General features: G+C 65.3%; 15 protein-coding genes. All 15 read right to left on the reverse strand.

Annotation, left to right across the window (positions count from 1 at the left end):
• Positions 1-56: 56 nt before the first annotated feature.
• On the reverse strand, positions 57-2,486 hold the full coding sequence (locus Sa4125_RS17245) for a fimbria/pilus outer membrane usher protein (RefSeq protein WP_223999850.1): 2,430 nt from the start codon (positions 2,484-2,486) through the stop codon (positions 57-59).
• Positions 2,476-2,904 (reverse strand): fimbria/pilus periplasmic chaperone, encoded by a 429-nt coding sequence (locus tag Sa4125_RS17250; RefSeq protein WP_223999852.1) that lies wholly within the window; start codon positions 2,902-2,904, stop codon positions 2,476-2,478. Before Sa4125_RS17250 ends, Sa4125_RS17245 begins: the two co-directional genes overlap by 11 nt.
• A gap of 41 nt (positions 2,905-2,945) precedes the next feature.
• Positions 2,946-3,431 (reverse strand): spore coat U domain-containing protein, encoded by a 486-nt coding sequence (locus Sa4125_RS17255; protein ID WP_223999854.1) that lies wholly within the window; start codon positions 3,429-3,431, stop codon positions 2,946-2,948.
• Positions 3,432-3,948: 517 nt separating this feature from the next.
• Positions 3,949-4,215 (reverse strand): flagellar biosynthesis protein FliQ, encoded by a 267-nt coding sequence (gene fliQ / locus Sa4125_RS17260; protein WP_223999856.1) that lies wholly within the window; start codon positions 4,213-4,215, stop codon positions 3,949-3,951.
• A gap of 5 nt (positions 4,216-4,220) precedes the next feature.
• Positions 4,221-4,631, reverse strand: coding sequence for a flagellar hook assembly protein FlgD (gene flgD / locus Sa4125_RS17265; protein ID WP_223999858.1), 411 nt, complete (start codon positions 4,629-4,631; stop codon positions 4,221-4,223).
• The gene (flbT, locus tag Sa4125_RS17270; RefSeq protein ID WP_223999860.1) at positions 4,628-5,074 is read right to left on the reverse strand and encodes a flagellar biosynthesis repressor FlbT; all 447 of its coding nucleotides are present in this window, start codon (positions 5,072-5,074) and stop codon (positions 4,628-4,630) included. Before flbT ends, flgD begins: the two co-directional genes overlap by 4 nt.
• A gap of 3 nt (positions 5,075-5,077) precedes the next feature.
• Positions 5,078-5,425, reverse strand: a complete 348-nt coding sequence (gene flaF / locus Sa4125_RS17275) for a flagellar biosynthesis regulator FlaF (RefSeq protein ID WP_223999862.1) — start codon at positions 5,423-5,425, stop codon at positions 5,078-5,080.
• Positions 5,426-5,484: 59 nt separating this feature from the next.
• The gene (locus Sa4125_RS17280) at positions 5,485-6,546 is read right to left on the reverse strand and encodes a flagellar hook-associated family protein (RefSeq protein WP_223999864.1); all 1,062 of its coding nucleotides are present in this window, start codon (positions 6,544-6,546) and stop codon (positions 5,485-5,487) included.
• Positions 6,547-6,559: 13 nt separating this feature from the next.
• Positions 6,560-8,671, reverse strand: coding sequence for a flagellar hook-associated protein FlgK (flgK, locus tag Sa4125_RS17285; RefSeq protein ID WP_223999869.1), 2,112 nt, complete (start codon positions 8,669-8,671; stop codon positions 6,560-6,562).
• A 126-nt stretch (positions 8,672-8,797) separates the two neighbouring features.
• Positions 8,798-10,468, reverse strand: coding sequence for a flagellar hook protein FlgE (locus tag Sa4125_RS17290; protein WP_223999877.1), 1,671 nt, complete (start codon positions 10,466-10,468; stop codon positions 8,798-8,800).
• Positions 10,469-10,663: 195 nt separating this feature from the next.
• On the reverse strand, positions 10,664-11,335 hold the full coding sequence (locus tag Sa4125_RS17295) for a response regulator transcription factor (protein WP_223999879.1): 672 nt from the start codon (positions 11,333-11,335) through the stop codon (positions 10,664-10,666).
• Positions 11,336-11,687: 352 nt separating this feature from the next.
• Positions 11,688-13,376, reverse strand: a complete 1,689-nt coding sequence (locus tag Sa4125_RS17300) for a flagellar hook-length control protein FliK (protein ID WP_223999880.1) — start codon at positions 13,374-13,376, stop codon at positions 11,688-11,690.
• The gene (locus Sa4125_RS17305; RefSeq protein WP_223999882.1) at positions 13,373-14,878 is read right to left on the reverse strand and encodes a hypothetical protein; all 1,506 of its coding nucleotides are present in this window, start codon (positions 14,876-14,878) and stop codon (positions 13,373-13,375) included. The genes Sa4125_RS17300 and Sa4125_RS17305 overlap by 4 nt, the downstream gene beginning before the upstream one ends.
• Before the next feature lie 11 nt (positions 14,879-14,889).
• Positions 14,890-16,068 (reverse strand): MotB family protein, encoded by a 1,179-nt coding sequence (locus Sa4125_RS17310; protein ID WP_223999884.1) that lies wholly within the window; start codon positions 16,066-16,068, stop codon positions 14,890-14,892.
• Complete coding sequence (locus tag Sa4125_RS17315; protein ID WP_223999886.1) at positions 16,065-16,871, reverse strand: hypothetical protein; 807 nt, start codon at positions 16,869-16,871, stop codon at positions 16,065-16,067. The genes Sa4125_RS17310 and Sa4125_RS17315 overlap by 4 nt, the downstream gene beginning before the upstream one ends.
• Positions 16,872-16,874: the final 3 nt, after the last annotated feature.

Raw genomic sequence — 16,874 nt, forward strand, 5'->3', positions numbered from 1 at the left:
CTCCCCCCGCGGCCTACGCCGCGGGTCATAGGCGATTGTGCTGGCGCGGCGCTGCATCAGCCGACGTTTCGGCAGACCGCGTCGGGAATGGCGACCTGCGCACCGTCTTCGCTGCGATAGGCGAAGCTGGCAACGCAGTTGCCGCCATCCGGCAGATCGATGAGGACATCGTTGGTCGCCGCGAGTCCATCGACATAGGCCTGCCCGTCATAGCCGATGGTGAAGGCCTCGCCATCGGCGCCGAGCCGCCCGGACGCGCCGAGCGGCAGTGCTTGTCCTTTCTCGTCGCGAAAGCTGACAAGCGCGGCGCTTCCCTTGCCTGCGGCATCGAAAGCGACGACCAGGCCGGATCGATCGGCCGGGACGACGATCTGGCGCGTGGTGTTCAAGGCGGTGTCCAGCGGAAGATCGGCCGGCTCGATCGAGATGCGATTCTTCTCGTAGGCGCGCAGATGCGGCAGGACCAGTTTTCCCCGTGCGTTCGTGCGGCCGACCGGGCGGTTCTCCTGCGCGACCGCGACATCGGCGACACCGACATCGACGATGGCGAAGGCATCCTCGACCGGCCGGGTGAAGAACACGTCACCGCCGGCGGCGATCAAGGCACCGTCCATCTGGGCGGTTGCCCGGAAGCGGTCGCCCGACTGCCCGACGCCGCCGGCGAAATCGGCAAAGCTGGTGTGATACCTGCCGGTCGCGGAGCGCGACGACGTCTCGCCCTCCGCGTCGCGGAGGGTCCAGCTGTAGTCGCCCGCCGCCCGCCCGCCGCGCCGCGACAGCGAGGCGCTCGCCACCGGACCGTCGCCGAAATCGTGCACCGACAGCGAACTCGAATAACTCCCTCCAAGCGGCAGGGTCAGGCCCGCACTGACGCCGAAGGCCCGGGTCTCGAGATCGGCATAGCCCGAGAGATAAAATGCCCCCGTCTTGCGGATGTTGCGGCTGTAGGACAGGCCGACGACGCTCTCGGACGGCGCGTCGACCCGTTCGACCTGCGTGAAGCTCAGACTGACTGACGAGGGATCGAAGGCCAGGGGAAGGGACACGGCGACCTGGTGGATAGCGGCAGCGGGTCCGCGCGAGACGAGATGAAGGCCGTTGTCGTCGCGCAGCGCCGCGGCGTCGATGATTGAGGCGATGTCCTGGTAGTGGTCGAAACTGCGCTGAATGCGCCCGGTGATGTTGGCCGCGCCGATCTTTGTATCGCCTGTGACAGTCAGTTGCGCGCCGGTGCCGAACGCGTCGGACCGGCTCGCAGATGCCGAGGCCGACACCGTCCCAAAGTTGCCGACGGCAAGAACCGCACCAAGGCCGCCATTGGCGATGTCGGCTCCTCCCTCCGCATGGCCCTCTACCGTCAACCAGCGGCTGAATCCATAGCGCACCGACGCCGAGCCCATCGGCCGGGGATCGTAGCTGTTCGACCTCGCGCCAAAGAACTGCCGACCGAAGCCGAGTTCGGCAGAATAATCGTAGAGTCCGGCCGCCAGCAGTTTCGGCGAGGAGAAGAAGGAGGTCTCGCTGACGCTCTCCTTGCCGGCGGCATCGCGCACGACGACCCGGGCCGTACCGGCGCCGGTCACGACCGGCAGGTTCGTCAGGGCGAAGGGTCCGGCGGCGACTTCCTTGCTGAAGCGTCGTGTGCCGTTCAGATAGACGTCGACCGTCGACGGCACGGCGGCACTGCCGGAGATCTCGGGAATCGGAAGGGTGACGAGGTCCGAGCGCAGCGAAAAGTTGCGCTGGATCTGAACGCCGGCCAGCCGTGTCGGGCGGGTCCAGTCGAGCCCGCCGGTGATGAGGTCGCCGACTCGCAGCGTCCGCATAGATTGCGGGTCGGAATAGGTCCAGTTGGTCTCGAGCCGCTTCGTCTCGTAGAGACCCTCGGCGTCCGTGCTCGCGACGAAGGTCTGCGCGACGACGCCGTAGGGGGAAAACATCCGACCCTCGAAGCTCCCCGACGCCCCGTTGAAGCTTGCGACGTCGCGCAAGCGGGCGCTGGGGGATGCGGCAAACAGGCTATAGTTGAGAAGTGCGCCATAGCTCGATTGCGGCTGAACAGCCGGGTCGTCCTTGGCGCCGAGAGCGCTGCGGGCACCCTGGAGATCGATCGGGGCAGCGACCCGCTGGTCGTCGCCAGCCGTGAAGTCGATGCTCTGAGTGGCCTCTTGATAGCCATAGCCCACGCCCGGAAGGCGATCGACCGCGATCCGACCGTCCGGCAGCCGCGCTGCCTCGGCGGGCAGAATGCCGACACTGCGCAATTCCTCAGCGTCCGCGATCAGGACGCCACCCGTCTGCTCGAAGGCGGCGACGAGCCCCGTGGGCGCGCCGTTCACCGACACGTCCAGAAACAGCGCCCGCGTATCTGGAGCCGCAGAACTTGCCGCCGTGACGTCAGCAGTCTGCGCACTCAGCGGCGTCGGCTGAGACATGCAGAAGGTGACGACGAGCGTGAGAAGCGACCGGTAAAGGCTACTGCTCACCCTCGAAACGAACCGGGATGGAGTGCCTGACCAGGACATTGATCGTTCCTGCCTTGCGGCGGTTGGGATCTGGAAGCTCGTCGACCAGCAAGCGGTAGCGTTCCTCGGTTCCGACCGGCGTCTTGGTGATCCGAACGATGCGCACGAGGTTCTCGCCACCGGGCGAAAGGGTGGTGATGGGCGGACTGGCGACGACGTCCCTCGTCGGCTCCAGCCACTCCTCGCCGGCGACGGTCTTGGAACGGAACACCCGCACCTGAACGCCGAGCGGCCGCTTGTCGTTGTTCCAGACCCGGATCGTCGACGTCGCAGTGCCGGGGTTGATGGTCAGACCGACGGGCGAGACGCGCAGCGAGGACGCCTGCGTCGAGCCGGCCGCCATGAGAAGGGACAGGAAGGCGATCGTTAAATGTCGCATGGTCCTCTTTCAGGTGAAACGTGGGGCCGCATCGCGGCGCGTTAGTAGGTCAGCGTGACCGTGACCGTGTCGGTATAGGAGCCGGCGGCCGCATTCTGCGGCGGCACCCGGCCGTAGATGGTGATGTTCTGGGCTGCGCCCGAGGCGGTCCCGGTCAGTTCTTCGCCGCCGGTGCTGCCGAAGACGTCGGCGTATCCTGAATCCTTGTAGATGCCGTAGGTCGCCGTGTCCGAGCCGCTCGTCATGACCCGCACGCCGGTGGTGGCACCCGTGCCGGCGCCGGCGTCCATCGAGATCGTATATCCGGTGCCGGCACTGCACTGGATATCGAGCGTCGTTGTCACGTCGATATTGGCCGTGATCAGACCGGTCGACCCGAAGTCCAGGGGATTTGCCGTCAGCGTGCATTCCGACGTGACCGTCATGGTTACGCCGAGATCGTCGGTGGCCGTCGCGGCAAGCGCGTTACCGGCGAAAAGCGACGAGGCGGCGGCAACCGCGAACGCGGTTCTTCTGAAGTTTTCCATTTCTACACCCAACTTAGCAACCATACCGGGCGGTCGAAGTATATTGTAGTAAGCTTCCCTTACCGGCACTATTACTTCCGCCCTATCGCCACTAAGAAGCCGCAATCAAAATAAAAACAGTTGAATTTATATGGTAAAGAATATCTTAATTGGCGTTCGGCCTGCGATGGCGTCGCGGCGATCGTTAAGGATCGGCAGGCGGGCGGGACGGGACGAATCCCCTCGAGAGGGCGGCTTGCGCCGGGGCAAGCGGGCACCCGCCATGCTTAGGCTCGCCCTTCTGGGCCGGGAGCGGATGCCCGGGGCTTTCATCCAAAGGCCCGGTCGTTCCGCAGTGGATCTTGGCGGCAACGGTGAGCCGGAGCCCGTGACGGTTCTTAACGGCGGCGGCGCCGGCACTCGAAAAGTGATACTGCGTCGGTAAGGACTCTCTTCAGCATGAACGCAAAAGCCTCGCCTCGATCCCGGCGGATCGAAGCGAGGCGGAGACGTAGCTGCGCGGTCGAGGGCGGTGGCGTCAGTATCCGTGCTCGATGCGGGCGAAGCTTTCCTGCGTGAAAGCGTAGACCTGCGCGCCGGTAAACGACGCGGTGAAGGCGATGATGACGAAGATGGCAAGGATCTTCGGCACGAAGGTGAGCGTCACCTCCTGAATCTGCGTCAGCGCCTGGAACAGGGCGATGAGGATGCCGACGACCATGGCGCCGCCAACGGCGGGGCCGGAGGCGATCACCACGGTCCAGATCGCCGATTGCACGATATCGATGGCGTCGGCTTCGTTCATCGCCGCTACTCGATCGTGATGCCGGCGCCGAGCGCCAGCTTGACGCCGCTCGCCAGTGTCGCGACGGCGCCGGTATCGGTGACGTTGACCGACTTCACGATGCCGCTGACCGTGCCGTCGGCCGAGGTGACGGTATGCCCGATCGCGGCATTGGCCTGCGTCAGGGCCGACAGGGTGATCATCGACTCAAGCTTCTGATTGGTCTTGATGCCCTGCTCCACATTGGAGAAGGACGCGAGCTGGCCCAGCTGCTCGGTCGGATCGGTGGGGTTCAGCGGGTCCTGGTTCTGCATCTGTGCGACGAGGAGCTGCAGGAAATTGTCGTAGTCGAGACTGGCCTGTTTGGCATCGGTCTTGATCGTGCTGGTGGTCGCTGTGGTGGCGGTCGTGCTGCTCAGGCTGTCGACGGTGCTCATGAGGATGCTCCTACGGCGACGGGAATACGGGCGTTCCGGAAGGTCGGCTGTGGCCGGCCGGAAATGATCGAATCCTCGATCGGGATGATTGCGCGCAGGCATTTCAGCGCGTCGAACGGACGGTCGCGCTCGACCAGTTCGACCGCGTCCATGATGCCCGTCCGGATGTCTGCATTGGAGAAGGCGGCCAGAAGCAGAGGATAGGTCCTGACAAAAGCGTCGCGGGCAGCCTCGGCATCGGCCGGTTCGATCAGCATCATCTGGACGAGAAAGTAGAGCTGACGCAGCGGCGTGGTGGCGTCGGCGGCCTGAATGACGTGGCTTTCCAGGAGAAAGGTCACATCGTTAAGAAGTTCGAGGGAGGTCTTGCGATCGACGCGCATCACCGCACCGTTGACGAAGATCCGCTCGCCGGCCCTCAGGGATAGTTTCAACGTTGCCATCGCCTATTCCAATCCGTCCCGGATCATCGTCGTGACGTCGATAATCCCCTGAAAACTCTGCGTCTTTCCGATCCGGACGGCGTCGGTCTCGCGCATGACCCAGAGACCGATGGAAATCAGACCGGCGCGCAGGTTCTCCGGCAGAGCGTTCTCGGGGCTGGCGAGATCTTCCACCAGGATCGACCAGAGCGTGCGCGTCACATAGATCGCTTCGATCGCCTGGGGCGAACGGGGTCCATGCAGCTCGGCGCGGGCAAGGATCTCGAGCGTATGTTCGAGGGCCTGCTTCTCCCGCTCGCGCGCCGAGGCACCACTGTCCTGGCTGATCTCTGCGTAGGAAAATTGGTACATTCGCCGTTCCTTTAAATCGACCGGCCCATGGGACCGTCCGCCATGCTGGCCGAGTGAGATCAGATGTAATCGAGGATGCTGAGGCCCTGGATCTTGCCGGTGACGCTGTAGGCCGCCTGCAGCTGCGTCGACAGCGCGTTGACGCGAAGGCTGACTTCCGTGATGTCGACCTCCTCCAGGCTGGAGACAGTCGCCGCCATGATGTCCTGCTGGCGCTGCAGTTCCGCATTCGCGCCGTCGATGCGCTTCAGCTTCATGCCGACATCGGCACGCAGCGTCGTAATCTGGTCGCCGCCACCCTTCAGCAGCGACGTCGCCTTGTCCGTCACCGCCTTGCGCGCATCGGTGTTGAGAGTGCCGATGTCGAGCGAGGCGAGCATGCTGTAGGCCTGGGCGATATCGCTGAAGGCACTGTTGTTGGCGCTGAGCGAAGAGGTGATCGTTTCCGTCTTGCTGATCCGTGAGGCGATCGTGCCACTCGAAGCTTGCGTCCAGTTGGTGGCCTGGAAATTGTCGCTGAATTTATGGGTGACCGAGGGGGGGCCGGCCTCGACATAGCCCGCACCGAGATACTGGGTCATGGCGTCGGCCGAGATGTCGGCGACCACATTGGTTCCGTTGGTGGCGGCAAGAACGAAATCGGCGAAATTCGTGCGGATGGCCGTGTCCCGCGCGGTGACTGCCGTCGCCGTTGTCGTGACCGGTGCGATGTCGGAGTTGTCGCCTCCGAAGAGGTACTGCCCGCTGCCGGTGGCGTTCAGCGCGCCGGTCAATGTCTGAAGACCCGATTTCGCCTGGTTGACGAGCGTGTCTAAGTTCGTCGCGACGCTGACGCCGATCAGATTGTTGCCGAGCGACTCCGCCCCTTCCGAAATCGTCGCCAGCGACGCGTCGATGTTCTGCAGGCGCGTCTCGACGAGGCCGTTCGAGATCTGCTGCTCCTTGAAGCTGTTTTCCTGCGCCCGGGCGCTGACGGCGCTGCCGGTGAGACGGCCGAGCGTCTTGCCAATGTCGAGATGCCGCCCGGAGTTCAGCTCCTGCGTCGCCTCGTTGACCTGGCTTTGCAAGCGCTGCAGCGAGACCCGTGTGCTGGTATTGAAGGATAGCGTGGAAATGCTCATGCGTCTTGTCCCGTCAGATGCTGTTGAGAAGCGTCTTCAACATTTCGTCGATGGTGGAGATCAGCTTGGACGCAGCCTGGAAGGAACGCTCGAGTTCCAGCATCCGGGTCAGTTGCTCGTCCATGTTGATGCCGGTCTCGTTCGACAAAGTCGCCTGGGTCTGGTCGAGCACGGTCTGCTTGTAGTCGGTCTCCGACAGCGCGTTCTGCCGCGTCGCCTGGAGCCAGCTGATCGACGATGCCGCGTAGTCGGCAATGCTGGCGCTCGGATCGGCGCCGCTGGTCGCCGAAAAGCTGCGGGTGCCGTCGAGGGCCTCGCTGAGCTGGTTGAGCCGCGTGGTATAGCCGCCGACATTCCCCGAATTATACTTGGCGTTGACGCCGTCGCGGATGAGGGTCGGATCGGCGGAGACGCCGGCAGCAAGCTGCAGCTGGGCGGCAAGGCCGGTGATCGGCGTGCTGCTGGCGCCTGCGGTGAGGCCGCCGGTGTAGAGAGACGGATCGGCGGGCTGCGCCGAGACGGCGGTCACGCTGATGTTGATCAGCGGGTCGACTGCCGTCAACGTCAGCGGCGGCGCGTTGGCAGCGGTGACCTTGCCGGTGCCGAGGGCTGCGCCACCTGCCGCCGGCACCGCACTGTCCATGGCGGACTGGAGGACGGCCGCGTAGGCCGCCGCGTCGGCGGGCGCCCCGGCAAAGGTATGGGTCGCCGAATAGACCGTGCCGTCATAGGTGAAGGTGAAGGACAGCTTGTCGCCGGCCGCGATCGTACCGGCGTCGAACGTGCCGACGGCGATAGAGTTGGCCGCGGGCGTCGCGGTCGCCAGTCCGCCGTCGAGCCTGCCGACAGAGCTCACGATATTCGAGAGGCTGATGCCGAGGGCGCCGCTCGTCTCGGAGGACAGGCTGAAGGCGCCATTGGCGTTGCCGACGGTCACGACCGCCCCGGTTGGCAGGGACGCATTGCCGTTGACGGTCTTGGCGCCGTTGACCGCAGCCTGCAGCTTTGCCTGGAAGTCCGCCGCACTCGTCGGCGCGGTGGCCAGGTCGACCGTCGCGCGATAGGTCTTGTCGCCATAGACGAAGTCGAAGGTCATCGTGTCGCCGCTGGCGATGGAACCCTGCACATAGGTCCCGATCTGAGCGCTCGCCGGTGCGGAAATGCCTGCCGCGCTGAAGATGCCGGTCGCGATGTCGCCGCCCGGCACTTCCTTGAAGGCGTCGATCAGGCCCCGTGCCATCTCGTCGAGCTGGGTCTGGTAGGTCACCATCAGGTCGTCGCGCAGCGACACCAGACCCGAGACGATGCCCCCCTTGATCGGCATGAAGGCGTTCGAGCCGGTGACGGCGGTCCCGTCGATGCGGAAGGCGTTGCCCTCGGCCACGGTCGCGTTCAGTCCGCCCGTCGGCGAATACTCGACCTTGCGCGCCGTCGTCTCGAACATCGTCACGCCGGAGTCGGTGAAGATGACGAGGTCGTTGTTGCCGCGCGTCAGCGTCGTCACGCCGACATAGGCGGACAGTTCGACCACGGCCTGGTCGCGGGCGTCGTTGAGATCGGTGATGTCGGAGCCGGAGCGGGTGCCGGCGACGATGCGGGTGTTGAGATCCTGGATGGTGGCGAGGATCTTCGTCATGTCGGCGGCGGCATTGACGAGCTCGGCGTCGGCGTCGCGTCGGACCGACTGCACCGTCGCGGACGACTGGTTGATGGTCGTCACGAGGTCGCTCGCGGCGGTCGCTGCGTTGCGGGCCAGTTCGTAATTGTTGGGCGAGGCGGCCAGCGTGCTCAGCGCATCGTGCATCGCCGACACCATGGCGGCGGGCGAGCGGCCAAGCGTGGTGTCGCCGAGGGCCTCGCTGATGCGGGTCAGCCCGTTGGAAATGACATTGCCCTTGCCGACGGCCGAGTTGGCCTCGAGCATGTTGCTGTAGAGCACGGCGTTGGACGACTGGGTGATCGAGGTGACCTGCACCTGCCCGAGCGTGCCGGTGACGACATGGGCGTATTTCTTCGTCGCGCCGACGGTGTTCACATTGGCGATGTTGCGCGCAATGATCGAGGTCTGTGTCTGCGTCGCGGTCAGCGAAGACTTGGCCGTATCGAGCGCGGTGGATAGCGACATGACGAAATTCTCGCGAGACTGAGGGAGAGGCGTCACGCCGGGCGGGCTTCGCCCGGCGTGACGGATCGGGTCCGAAACCCTGTCGATGCGGCGGACACCGAAAGCGATGCCGGCCGCGAGGAAGCGTCAGCGCTTCAGGTTGACGAGGACGTCCATGATTTCCGAGCCGGTCTGGAACACCTTGGAATTGGCGGTGTAGCTGCGCTGGGCTGCGATCATGGTGGTCAGCTCGTTGGCGAGATCGACGGTGGACTCCTCGAGGGCGCCCGCCGTCAGGTTGCCAAAACCGGCCGAGCCGCCGAAGCCCATCAGCACCGTGCCGGACTCGACACCGGCGCTGTAGACGTTGCCGGCCAGAGCGGTCATCGAATCCGGGCTGTTGACCAGGGCCAGCGGAATCTTGAACAGGTCGCGCGCCGTGCCGGAGGCAAAGGTCGCCGTGATCGTGCCGTCGGCGCCGATCTTGATCTTGCTGATGACCTCGGCCGGGTTGCCGTCGACGGCCGCCGCCAGCGGCTGGGTGTTGCCGGTGTATTGTGTGGTGTCGCCGAGATCGAGGGCGAAGTTGGTCGAGCCGCCGATGCTGGAGAGATCGATGTTCACCAGCCCGGTCGTGCCGCCGGTCGAGTTGGTGCCGCCGGTGATCGACGAAAGCGTGAAAGTGGTCGGGTCGAAATTCAGCGTTGCCGTGGACAGGGGGGCGGAGCCGGCGGCGCCGTAGGGAAACGGGGAATCGGCGGTGCCGGTCGTCGCCAAGCGGCTGTCGAAGACAGACATCTCCCAGGTCTCGTCGTCCTTCTTGGTGTAGTAGATGTCGAGCTTCACCGCTTCGCCGGAATTGTTGTAGACGGTCACCGAAATGGCTGTCGAATAGGCGTCGTCGGGCAGTGTGGTGTTCTGCGAGGGCAACGCGTGACCGCTGACGGCGGTGAAGTCCACGAGGCCATACCCCGCAGGTTGCGCCGTGACGGTCAGAGCAACCTGGCTTGCCGTGCCGGCATTCGTCGTGTTGGACGTCAGGACGAGCTTGCCGCCGACGAGGGACGCGACATCGGGGAGCGTGGCCGGCAGGCCTCCCGCCACCTGACCCGCGCGGACCTGGGTGTTGATGGCATCGACGACCTCCTGGTTCGTCATCCCGCCGGCGGGAGCCGTGATCGTGACTGGATAGGCGGCGGCGTCGACCGTTACGCTGAGCGTGAGGGCCTCGCCCGCTGCGAGGGCGTTGAGGTTCGTCGTCTGGCTGCTCGTCGCGACCGACTGCAACTTGCTCTTGTCGAGCGGCACCGTCAGAACGCCCTTGGTCGTCGGGTTGGCACTGAGGAGGGAAGTCTTGAGGTTGACCTCCTCGAGGCCGGCAAATCCGTTCAGGACCGCGTCCGTGCCGGTGGCCGTCACCGGATAGCCCATCAGCGTGTAACCCGCGGCGTTGACGAGACTGCCGTCGGCCTGCTGCGTGAAGGAGCCGGCGCGCGTCAGAAAGGCGCCGCCATTGCCGTCACCGACCGCCAGGAAGCCCTGGCCATCCACGGCCAGATCGATCTTCTTGGCGCTGTTGTCGTTGCCGGTGAAGCTGAGGCCGCCCTGCTGGCTGATCAGCTGGCGGACATTTGCCTCGACCGCGCCGGAATTGTAGCCCGCAGCGTTCGACGGCAGGATCAGCGAGGAGAATTCCGTCTGCGACTGCTTATAGCCGGTGGTGTCGGAGTTTGCGATATTCTCAGCCACCGCGCTCAGGCGGGTCGCCTGAGCATTCATTCCAGACACGCTCGTGCGCATTATGCCGCCGATGCTCATCAATTCACCTTCCGTCGTGGTTTTCCTGCCCTTCTGTAGCTGAGCTAGCTTGTGCGAGGCTGCCAGATCCGCCGCGGCGGCCAGTCCATGTAAGATGAATTCAAGCAGCCGAAACCAGAAATGCCCGCCCTGCAGAGCAGGCCGGGCATTTTTGGTTTACTTGCCGATATTTATACTTCGTTAACCGTCTCGGGTTCAGACCCCGATGCCGTAGCCGAGGTAGCGCATCGACGAGACCGGGTCGTAGCCGAGGCGCATCTTCAGCTTCTTGCGCAGCTTGGAGATGTGGCTTTCGATGACGTTCTCTTCGACGTTCTCGTCGAAGATGCCGTAGATCGCGCTGAACAGCTGCTGCTTGGAGACCCGGCGTCCGCGGTTGGCCGCCAGATATTCCAGGATCCGGCGCTCTCGGCGCGGCAGGATCATCGTGGCGCCGGCAACTTCCGGATCGCGGCCGTCGGAGAAGACGCAGATCTCGTCGACGACGGTGCGGGCCTTGTCGGACCCGACGTCGCGGCGGCGGATGGCGCCGACGCGGGCCAGGATTTCCTTGACGTGTACCGGCTTGGCGACGACGTCGTCGATCCCGGCTGCAAAGAGGTCCAGCGTCGAGTTCAGTGCCTTGGTCTCGGCCAGAGCGATCAGCGGTGCGTTCGAGCGGCTGCGGACGAGGCGGGTAAAGGCGCCTCTTTCCGGAAAGTCGCCGAGCAGAAAGGCCTCGACGGCGGAGATGTCGGTGTCTGGTGCGGTCTCGACCCACTCGCGAAATTCCGAGACCTGGAAGCCGGCTGCCGAGACGCCTTCCGTGCCGAAAAGCGACTGGTATCCGTTCGTGACGAGCTCACGGCTATCAACAACTACGATCATCACATCCACCTGTTTGGCCGGTTTCTCTGGATGTATTGATAGCGAGTTAAGCCTCGCACGAGCTATCCTGAAATCTCATGACAAGGTTAACAAAGCCTTGCTGACGGCGCCATAATTTACAGGGTTAACAACAGGTTGTCGCCATTTGCGATAGTTTCGGAAAAGTTTCGGCACCACGTCCGAAGCGCTACACGGGGCGTTGGAGGGCCTTGTCAACACTCCGTCCCCCTAAAACTGAACCGGCCGCCGCGTGCCTCTCCTAGAAGAAGCACCCGGCGGCCGATGGTCGAAGTCGGGGGGAACCCGGTCGCTGCTGCCGCCTCCCGACGGGCGGAAGGCAAGGCCGGAGCGATCAGAGATAGGTGGAGGCGGCCTTCAAGGAAGCGCTGGCCCGGTCCGCGGCGGACTGGCGACGCGCATTCTGGCGATCGTCGCCGTTCCCGCTGTTGTCTCGTCCGCCGCCGGAGTGGGCAGAAGCCCCGTCATCCGCCTGCGATCCCGCGTCGGAGCCTGTCCGCGAGCCGTTCTGGGCCGATGCTTCGGTCGGAGCAGTTCGCGCCTGGGTGGCACCGACATCGCGGCTGACGATGGTGATCGAGGTATCGTCGAGCGAGAAGCCCGCGTGCTGGAGGAGCTTGCGCAGCCCTTCGCGGTCCTCGGCAAGAACCTTCGCCGTGCCGGCCTCCGTTGCGGCGATCTCGAGCGTCAACTGGCCCTCGACGAGGCGCATGGTCACGTCGAGCCGTCCCAGCTCTTCCGGCTGTAGCTGGATCGTCAGCGTCTTCAGGGCGGCGCCGCCGGCAGTCAGCCTGACATAGGCGTTGCCTGGCGCAGCATCGGGCGCCCGCGCGCTGGTGAGACCCGAGCCGAGGGCATCGATGACGCGGCTGGCGACCTGTCCGGTCATGGACGGGAAGAACAGCGCCGCAGGCGCGCCCTCGTCGGCCTTTCCGGAAGGAGCCGATATCGTTCCCCGCGCGATGTTCTCATTCACACCACGGGCCTGGCCGTCCGCGCGAGCGGAGAACTGCGCGCCTCGGTCGCGTCTGGTGTCTTCGTCGACGGAAGCCGCGTCCGATCCGCGAGGATCGCCGAGCCGGGCCAGCGCTTCCTCGAAGCTCAGCCGCGGCTGGTCGGCATCGGCAGGCTCGACACCGTCGGTCCGTGCCGCGCCGGCGGCGGCGGCCAGCTGCCGTGCATCCTTGATCTGTCCATCGATGGCGGCACGCATCTGGAGCACGGCAGGCGCATCGGTACGCGGAGCGACGTTTCGTACAGGCGCGTCCGATGCGATCGGCAGCTTGGAGACAGCAGACGCAGCCGTGCCGGCATCCGGGACGGGCAAACGCCGGCTCTTGGCATCTGCATCGATCCTTGTCTCTGCGGCGACCGCCGCGGGAGTTTCTCCCTCGACGAGCACAAAAGCGTCCGAGCGCGGTTCGAAATGGGTCTCCATATGCACGACTTCGAGTGACACCTTGCCCCGGGCCTTGTCCGCGACATCCGCAACGTTGCCGGCGAGTTCAAAGCCGTCGACGCCGGGCGTGACGACGGCCGGCCGTGCCTGCGAGGCGACAGAATCCGACGAAGCGGCGCCGTCGCTGGACGCAGATGCAATGGATTCGGCGGTGGTCGGCGACGCCGCCGCGGAGAAGTCGCCGCCGAGAAGACGGCCGAGGGCGTCGATGGTCGTGAGACGATCACTCTCGGCGTCGGCACTGTCTGCGGCGACGTCTTGACGGGCGCTCTCCCCGCGGGCATCGGCGGCAGCGGCAGGCGCTGCCTTTTCCATCACCGCCTTCGTCTGATGCTGGGCCGCGGAACGGGCGATCTTACCGTTCGTATCGGCGTCTGCCGCCTTGTCGTCGGCGGACTGACCGGCGGCGCGCTCCTCGTTCAGGAAGTTCTTCCTGGTCGACGTCTCCTTCGCGACGTCGCGAACGGCTTTGTCAAACAGGCGACTGTATTCCCCGTCGGAACTGCCGACGCTGGCGGCGGGTCCGGACTCGATGAAGGACGGGGGACTGGCAGAAATTCTCACTGTTGGGCCTTTCCGAGGTCTTGGTTGACCACGTCGAGTAGTTGCTGTGCGCGGTCGAAGACCGGCGAGGTCTCGGCATATTGGCTGGCGGTTTCGCCAGGCTGATCTGCCGCGGCCATCATGGGTTGCGTATCGATTCCACCGAGGACCGAGGTCGCCGCATCGAGCAGCTTGACGTCTTCCGGATGCAGGAGCGAGCGATCGATGCCGGCAAGCCCCGCGGCGATCTCGGTGGACGAAGCCTTGCCGATCGTCGCGGCGACGGAATACAGGGTCGCCCGCTGCCTGTCGGGCTCCGGGATGTCGGATGTCGACAAAACTGCAGCGACGGCGCCGGCGGCAAATTCGAGATTTCCCTCCACCAGAGCCCGGCGGCTGACCGTGAGGAAGATCGCGCGCTTGTTCGCGTCGGGAAGACGGTTCGTCACGTCCACCATGGTGGCGAGGACGGCGGCGGCGTCGGTCTTGCCGCGATTGGCGAAGACGGCCGCAAACCGTGCCTCGAAGTTCTGCGAATAGGACGAGGAGGAAAAGCGATCGAAATACTGCCGGGCCAGGCGATCAGCCGCCGCATGGTCGCCGAGTTCATCGACGAGGAGGACTTCCATCCGCAAGGCCGCCTCCTCGATCAGGCCGCCCGGCGCAAGCAGCCGGGCACGGTCGAGATGCCCGATCGCCTCCTTGGGCTTGTCGAGCTGCTGCAACTGTCCGAGCACAAGATTGAGGTGAGCCTCGAGGCCCGGTTCCATGCCAGCGAAGTCCAGTGCCGACAGGATCGTCTCGGCGCCGGAGAGATCGTTCTCGACATAGGCCAGTGCGCCCTTGAAGAGATTCTCCTGCGCGGGATCGAGGACACCGCGCGCCATCAGCCGCCGCAGGATTTCCGGCGGTCCGCCGCTGAGGACGAACAGGACGGCGGCGCGAACATTGCGCCCGTCCTTCCAGATCTCGGCATCGGCCTCGGCCAGCGTCGGCCCGAAGCGTCTGAGCAGCATCGCCTGCACCTGGATCGCCCTGCCGTTGCCGCGGGCGATCTGATCCTGCAGGAACTGGACGGTCCGGATGATGTCGAACGGCATCGGCGAGCGGGCCGTCGGCCATGCCTTGGCCGGATTCTCTCCCTCGCCCTGCTCCGCCGACGGTGTTTCCTCGGCAGCGGCGGAGGGGGTGCCCTGCTCCGACGCCATCATGTCGGGGGGGATCAGCGAGGGCGGCAGGGCACCGTGAAGATTGATCGGTTCGCCGGGAATCGGCTGCAACAGAGGGGCCCCCTTGGCCGTCCCGTGGCCGACGCCGGGCGCGATCTGACCGGTCGTGATCGGGTCGATCGCCACACTGCCCGCATCGCTGATCCGCCCGGTTCCCAGGCGATAGGCCGGAGCGATGTCGGAGGAAAGATCGGACCCGGCCAGCACCTCCGTCAGGAAGCGCTGCTCGGCAGATTCCTGCGCGCGCACGCCAGGGCAGCCCTGGCCAAGGGCCAGCGCAGACGCGGTCAGCAATAACAATCGCCTCATGTAGTGGGCTCTTTGAGAAGGATCTCGATACGCCGGTTCTGGGCGCTTTCCGGATTGGCCGCATCCTTGGGGTCGCGGTCGGCGACGCCCTCGATGCTGGTTACCCGTGTTTCCGAAAGACCGCCGCGCACCAGCATGTAGTAGGCGAACTGCGCGCGGGCTGACGAAAGGCGCCAGTTGTCGTACTCGACACCCGCATAGGGACGGGAATCAGTATGCCCCCGAATCGAAACCACGCCCTTGCGCTCCGACAGGATCTTGGCGACCGACTCGACGAGTTTCAGAGCGTCCGGCGTCGGCTTGGCCGAGCCGACCTCAAACATGCCGGAAGTCAGGCTGTCGGCGAGCGAGATCTTGACGCCGTCCTTGCCGACCGTGACCTCGACACCCGGGCCATCCGAAGGTCCCAGCGACTCCTCGATCTCGGCCTTCAGCTTCTCGGCTTCCGAGAGAACCGCCTCGGCTGGCTTTTCCGGAGTCGCGGCAGGGCTCGCAGGCTTCTCTTCGGCGGGCTTGGTCACCTCGACCACCGTCTTGTTGGTGGTCTCGGCCACCGTTGTCGTGGGCGGGAGCGGCTCGGGCACCTTGAATTCCTGCGGCGCCATTGCGGTGTCCTTGGCGGCCTTTTCGTCGATATTGGGCGAAAGCTGCCAGGAGGAGGGATCGAAGGGATCGCGATAGGCCTCGCCGCCGTTCAGTCCGGGAAGACCCGAACCGTCCGGTACGCCCGAGACGCCATCCTGGACGCCAGGGCCGCCTTCCGCCGCGATTTCCGCCAGCACCGCGAAGGGATCGCGGAACAGGGCCTGTTCCTGCCCTCCCGTCGCGCTGCCGCTCATCGGTTTCTCATCGGGATTGCCGCCGTCCTCCACTTCCCCCTTCGAATCGACCGAGACTGGCTTGGTCGGCGTGTTCTCGCCATTGCTGAGGCCAAGGGTCTCCGGCACCGAGCTGTTCAGCTTGATCGGGTTGAAGTATTGCGCGATCTGCTTCTTGGTCGCGTCGTCCGAGGCATTGGTCAGCCAGAGCACGAGGAACAGCGCCATCAGCGCTGTCATGAAATCGGCGAAGGCGATCTTCCAGGCGCCGCCATGGTGCGCCTCCTCCTGGTTGCCGCCCCGCTTGACGACGATGATCTGGTTGACGACCGGTGCGGCCGCGCTGGTCTGGCTCACGAGAGCGCCTCTTCGAGCGCCAGCCGCCAGGACGAGAGACGGGTCTCGATCACGGTGTTGTCGGCGGCGATGCGGATGTCGGCCTGGGTATCATCGGGCTCGAAGGACAAGAGCTTGGCGTGGTCGCCGAGCCGGCCCTCCAGCATCTCGAGAAGGTCGGCGGGCCCGCTGGCGGCAATCTTGTAGGCCATGCCGTCGAGAGCGATGGTCTTGACCGCCCCGACGAGGTCGTCGAGCGTCTGCCGGCGCCGCGCGTCGAGCGCCAACGGCCGCAGCACGCTGTTGAGGCTGAGCTTGATCGTCTCCTCGAGGATCGCGACCTGCAGGATCAGGAGATCGGCCAGCCGATCGGACTGTTCCTGCGTCCACTCTGCCCGCGTGCTGACCAAAGCGACGCCATGGTCGTTGGCGATCTCCTGGCGGATCGCCTCGATGCGCTCCTCCGACTGTGCCGCCATCTCCTTGCGGGCCTCCTCGCGGCCGGCTTCGGTGCCGGCCTCGCGGGCCGCGGCGACGGCCTTCGTGAGCGCTACGGCCTGGGCCTCGCGCTCGGCCTGCCAGCGGGCCCTTTCGGCTTCGACTTCACGCAGCGAAATGCGGGGCTCGGCGGACGGCTGCAGACCCTGACCGTTTGCCGTCTGAAGGGCTGCCGCCAGCGGCCGCACCGAAGCCTTGGGCGGCAGGACGGTGAGCCCCTCGGGCTTGCGCCTGATCGGGGTGGCCGGCTTGCGCACGGCGACCTTCTGGAACGGGGTGAACTCTTCGTTGCCGGATTCGGCGAAGTATTGGGCGAGAGGAATCATGTC

The organism is Aureimonas sp. SA4125, from assembly GCF_019973775.1.
In the GTDB taxonomy this organism is placed as follows: Bacteria; Pseudomonadota; Alphaproteobacteria; order Rhizobiales; family Rhizobiaceae; genus Plantimonas.

Coding starts and splice junctions, on each gene's coding strand:
- Sa4125_RS17250 (WP_223999852.1), bottom strand. CDS start 2,904: ATGCGACATTTAACGATCGCCTTCCTGTCCCTTCTCATGGCGGCCGGC.
- Sa4125_RS17255 (WP_223999854.1), bottom strand. CDS start 3,431: ATGGAAAACTTCAGAAGAACCGCGTTCGCGGTTGCCGCCGCCTCGTCG.
- fliQ (WP_223999856.1), bottom strand. CDS start 4,215: ATGAACGAAGCCGACGCCATCGATATCGTGCAATCGGCGATCTGGACC.
- flgD (WP_223999858.1), bottom strand. CDS start 4,631: ATGAGCACCGTCGACAGCCTGAGCAGCACGACCGCCACCACAGCGACC.
- flbT (WP_223999860.1), bottom strand. CDS start 5,074: ATGGCAACGTTGAAACTATCCCTGAGGGCCGGCGAGCGGATCTTCGTC.
- flaF (WP_223999862.1), bottom strand. CDS start 5,425: ATGTACCAATTTTCCTACGCAGAGATCAGCCAGGACAGTGGTGCCTCG.
- Sa4125_RS17280 (WP_223999864.1), bottom strand. CDS start 6,546: ATGAGCATTTCCACGCTATCCTTCAATACCAGCACACGGGTCTCGCTG.
- flgK (WP_223999869.1), bottom strand. CDS start 8,671: ATGTCGCTATCCACCGCGCTCGATACGGCCAAGTCTTCGCTGACCGCG.
- Sa4125_RS17290 (WP_223999877.1), bottom strand. CDS start 10,468: ATGAGCATCGGCGGCATAATGCGCACGAGCGTGTCTGGAATGAATGCT.
- Sa4125_RS17295 (WP_223999879.1), bottom strand. CDS start 11,335: ATGATCGTAGTTGTTGATAGCCGTGAGCTCGTCACGAACGGATACCAG.
- Sa4125_RS17315 (WP_223999886.1), bottom strand. CDS start 16,871: ATGATTCCTCTCGCCCAATACTTCGCCGAATCCGGCAACGAAGAGTTC.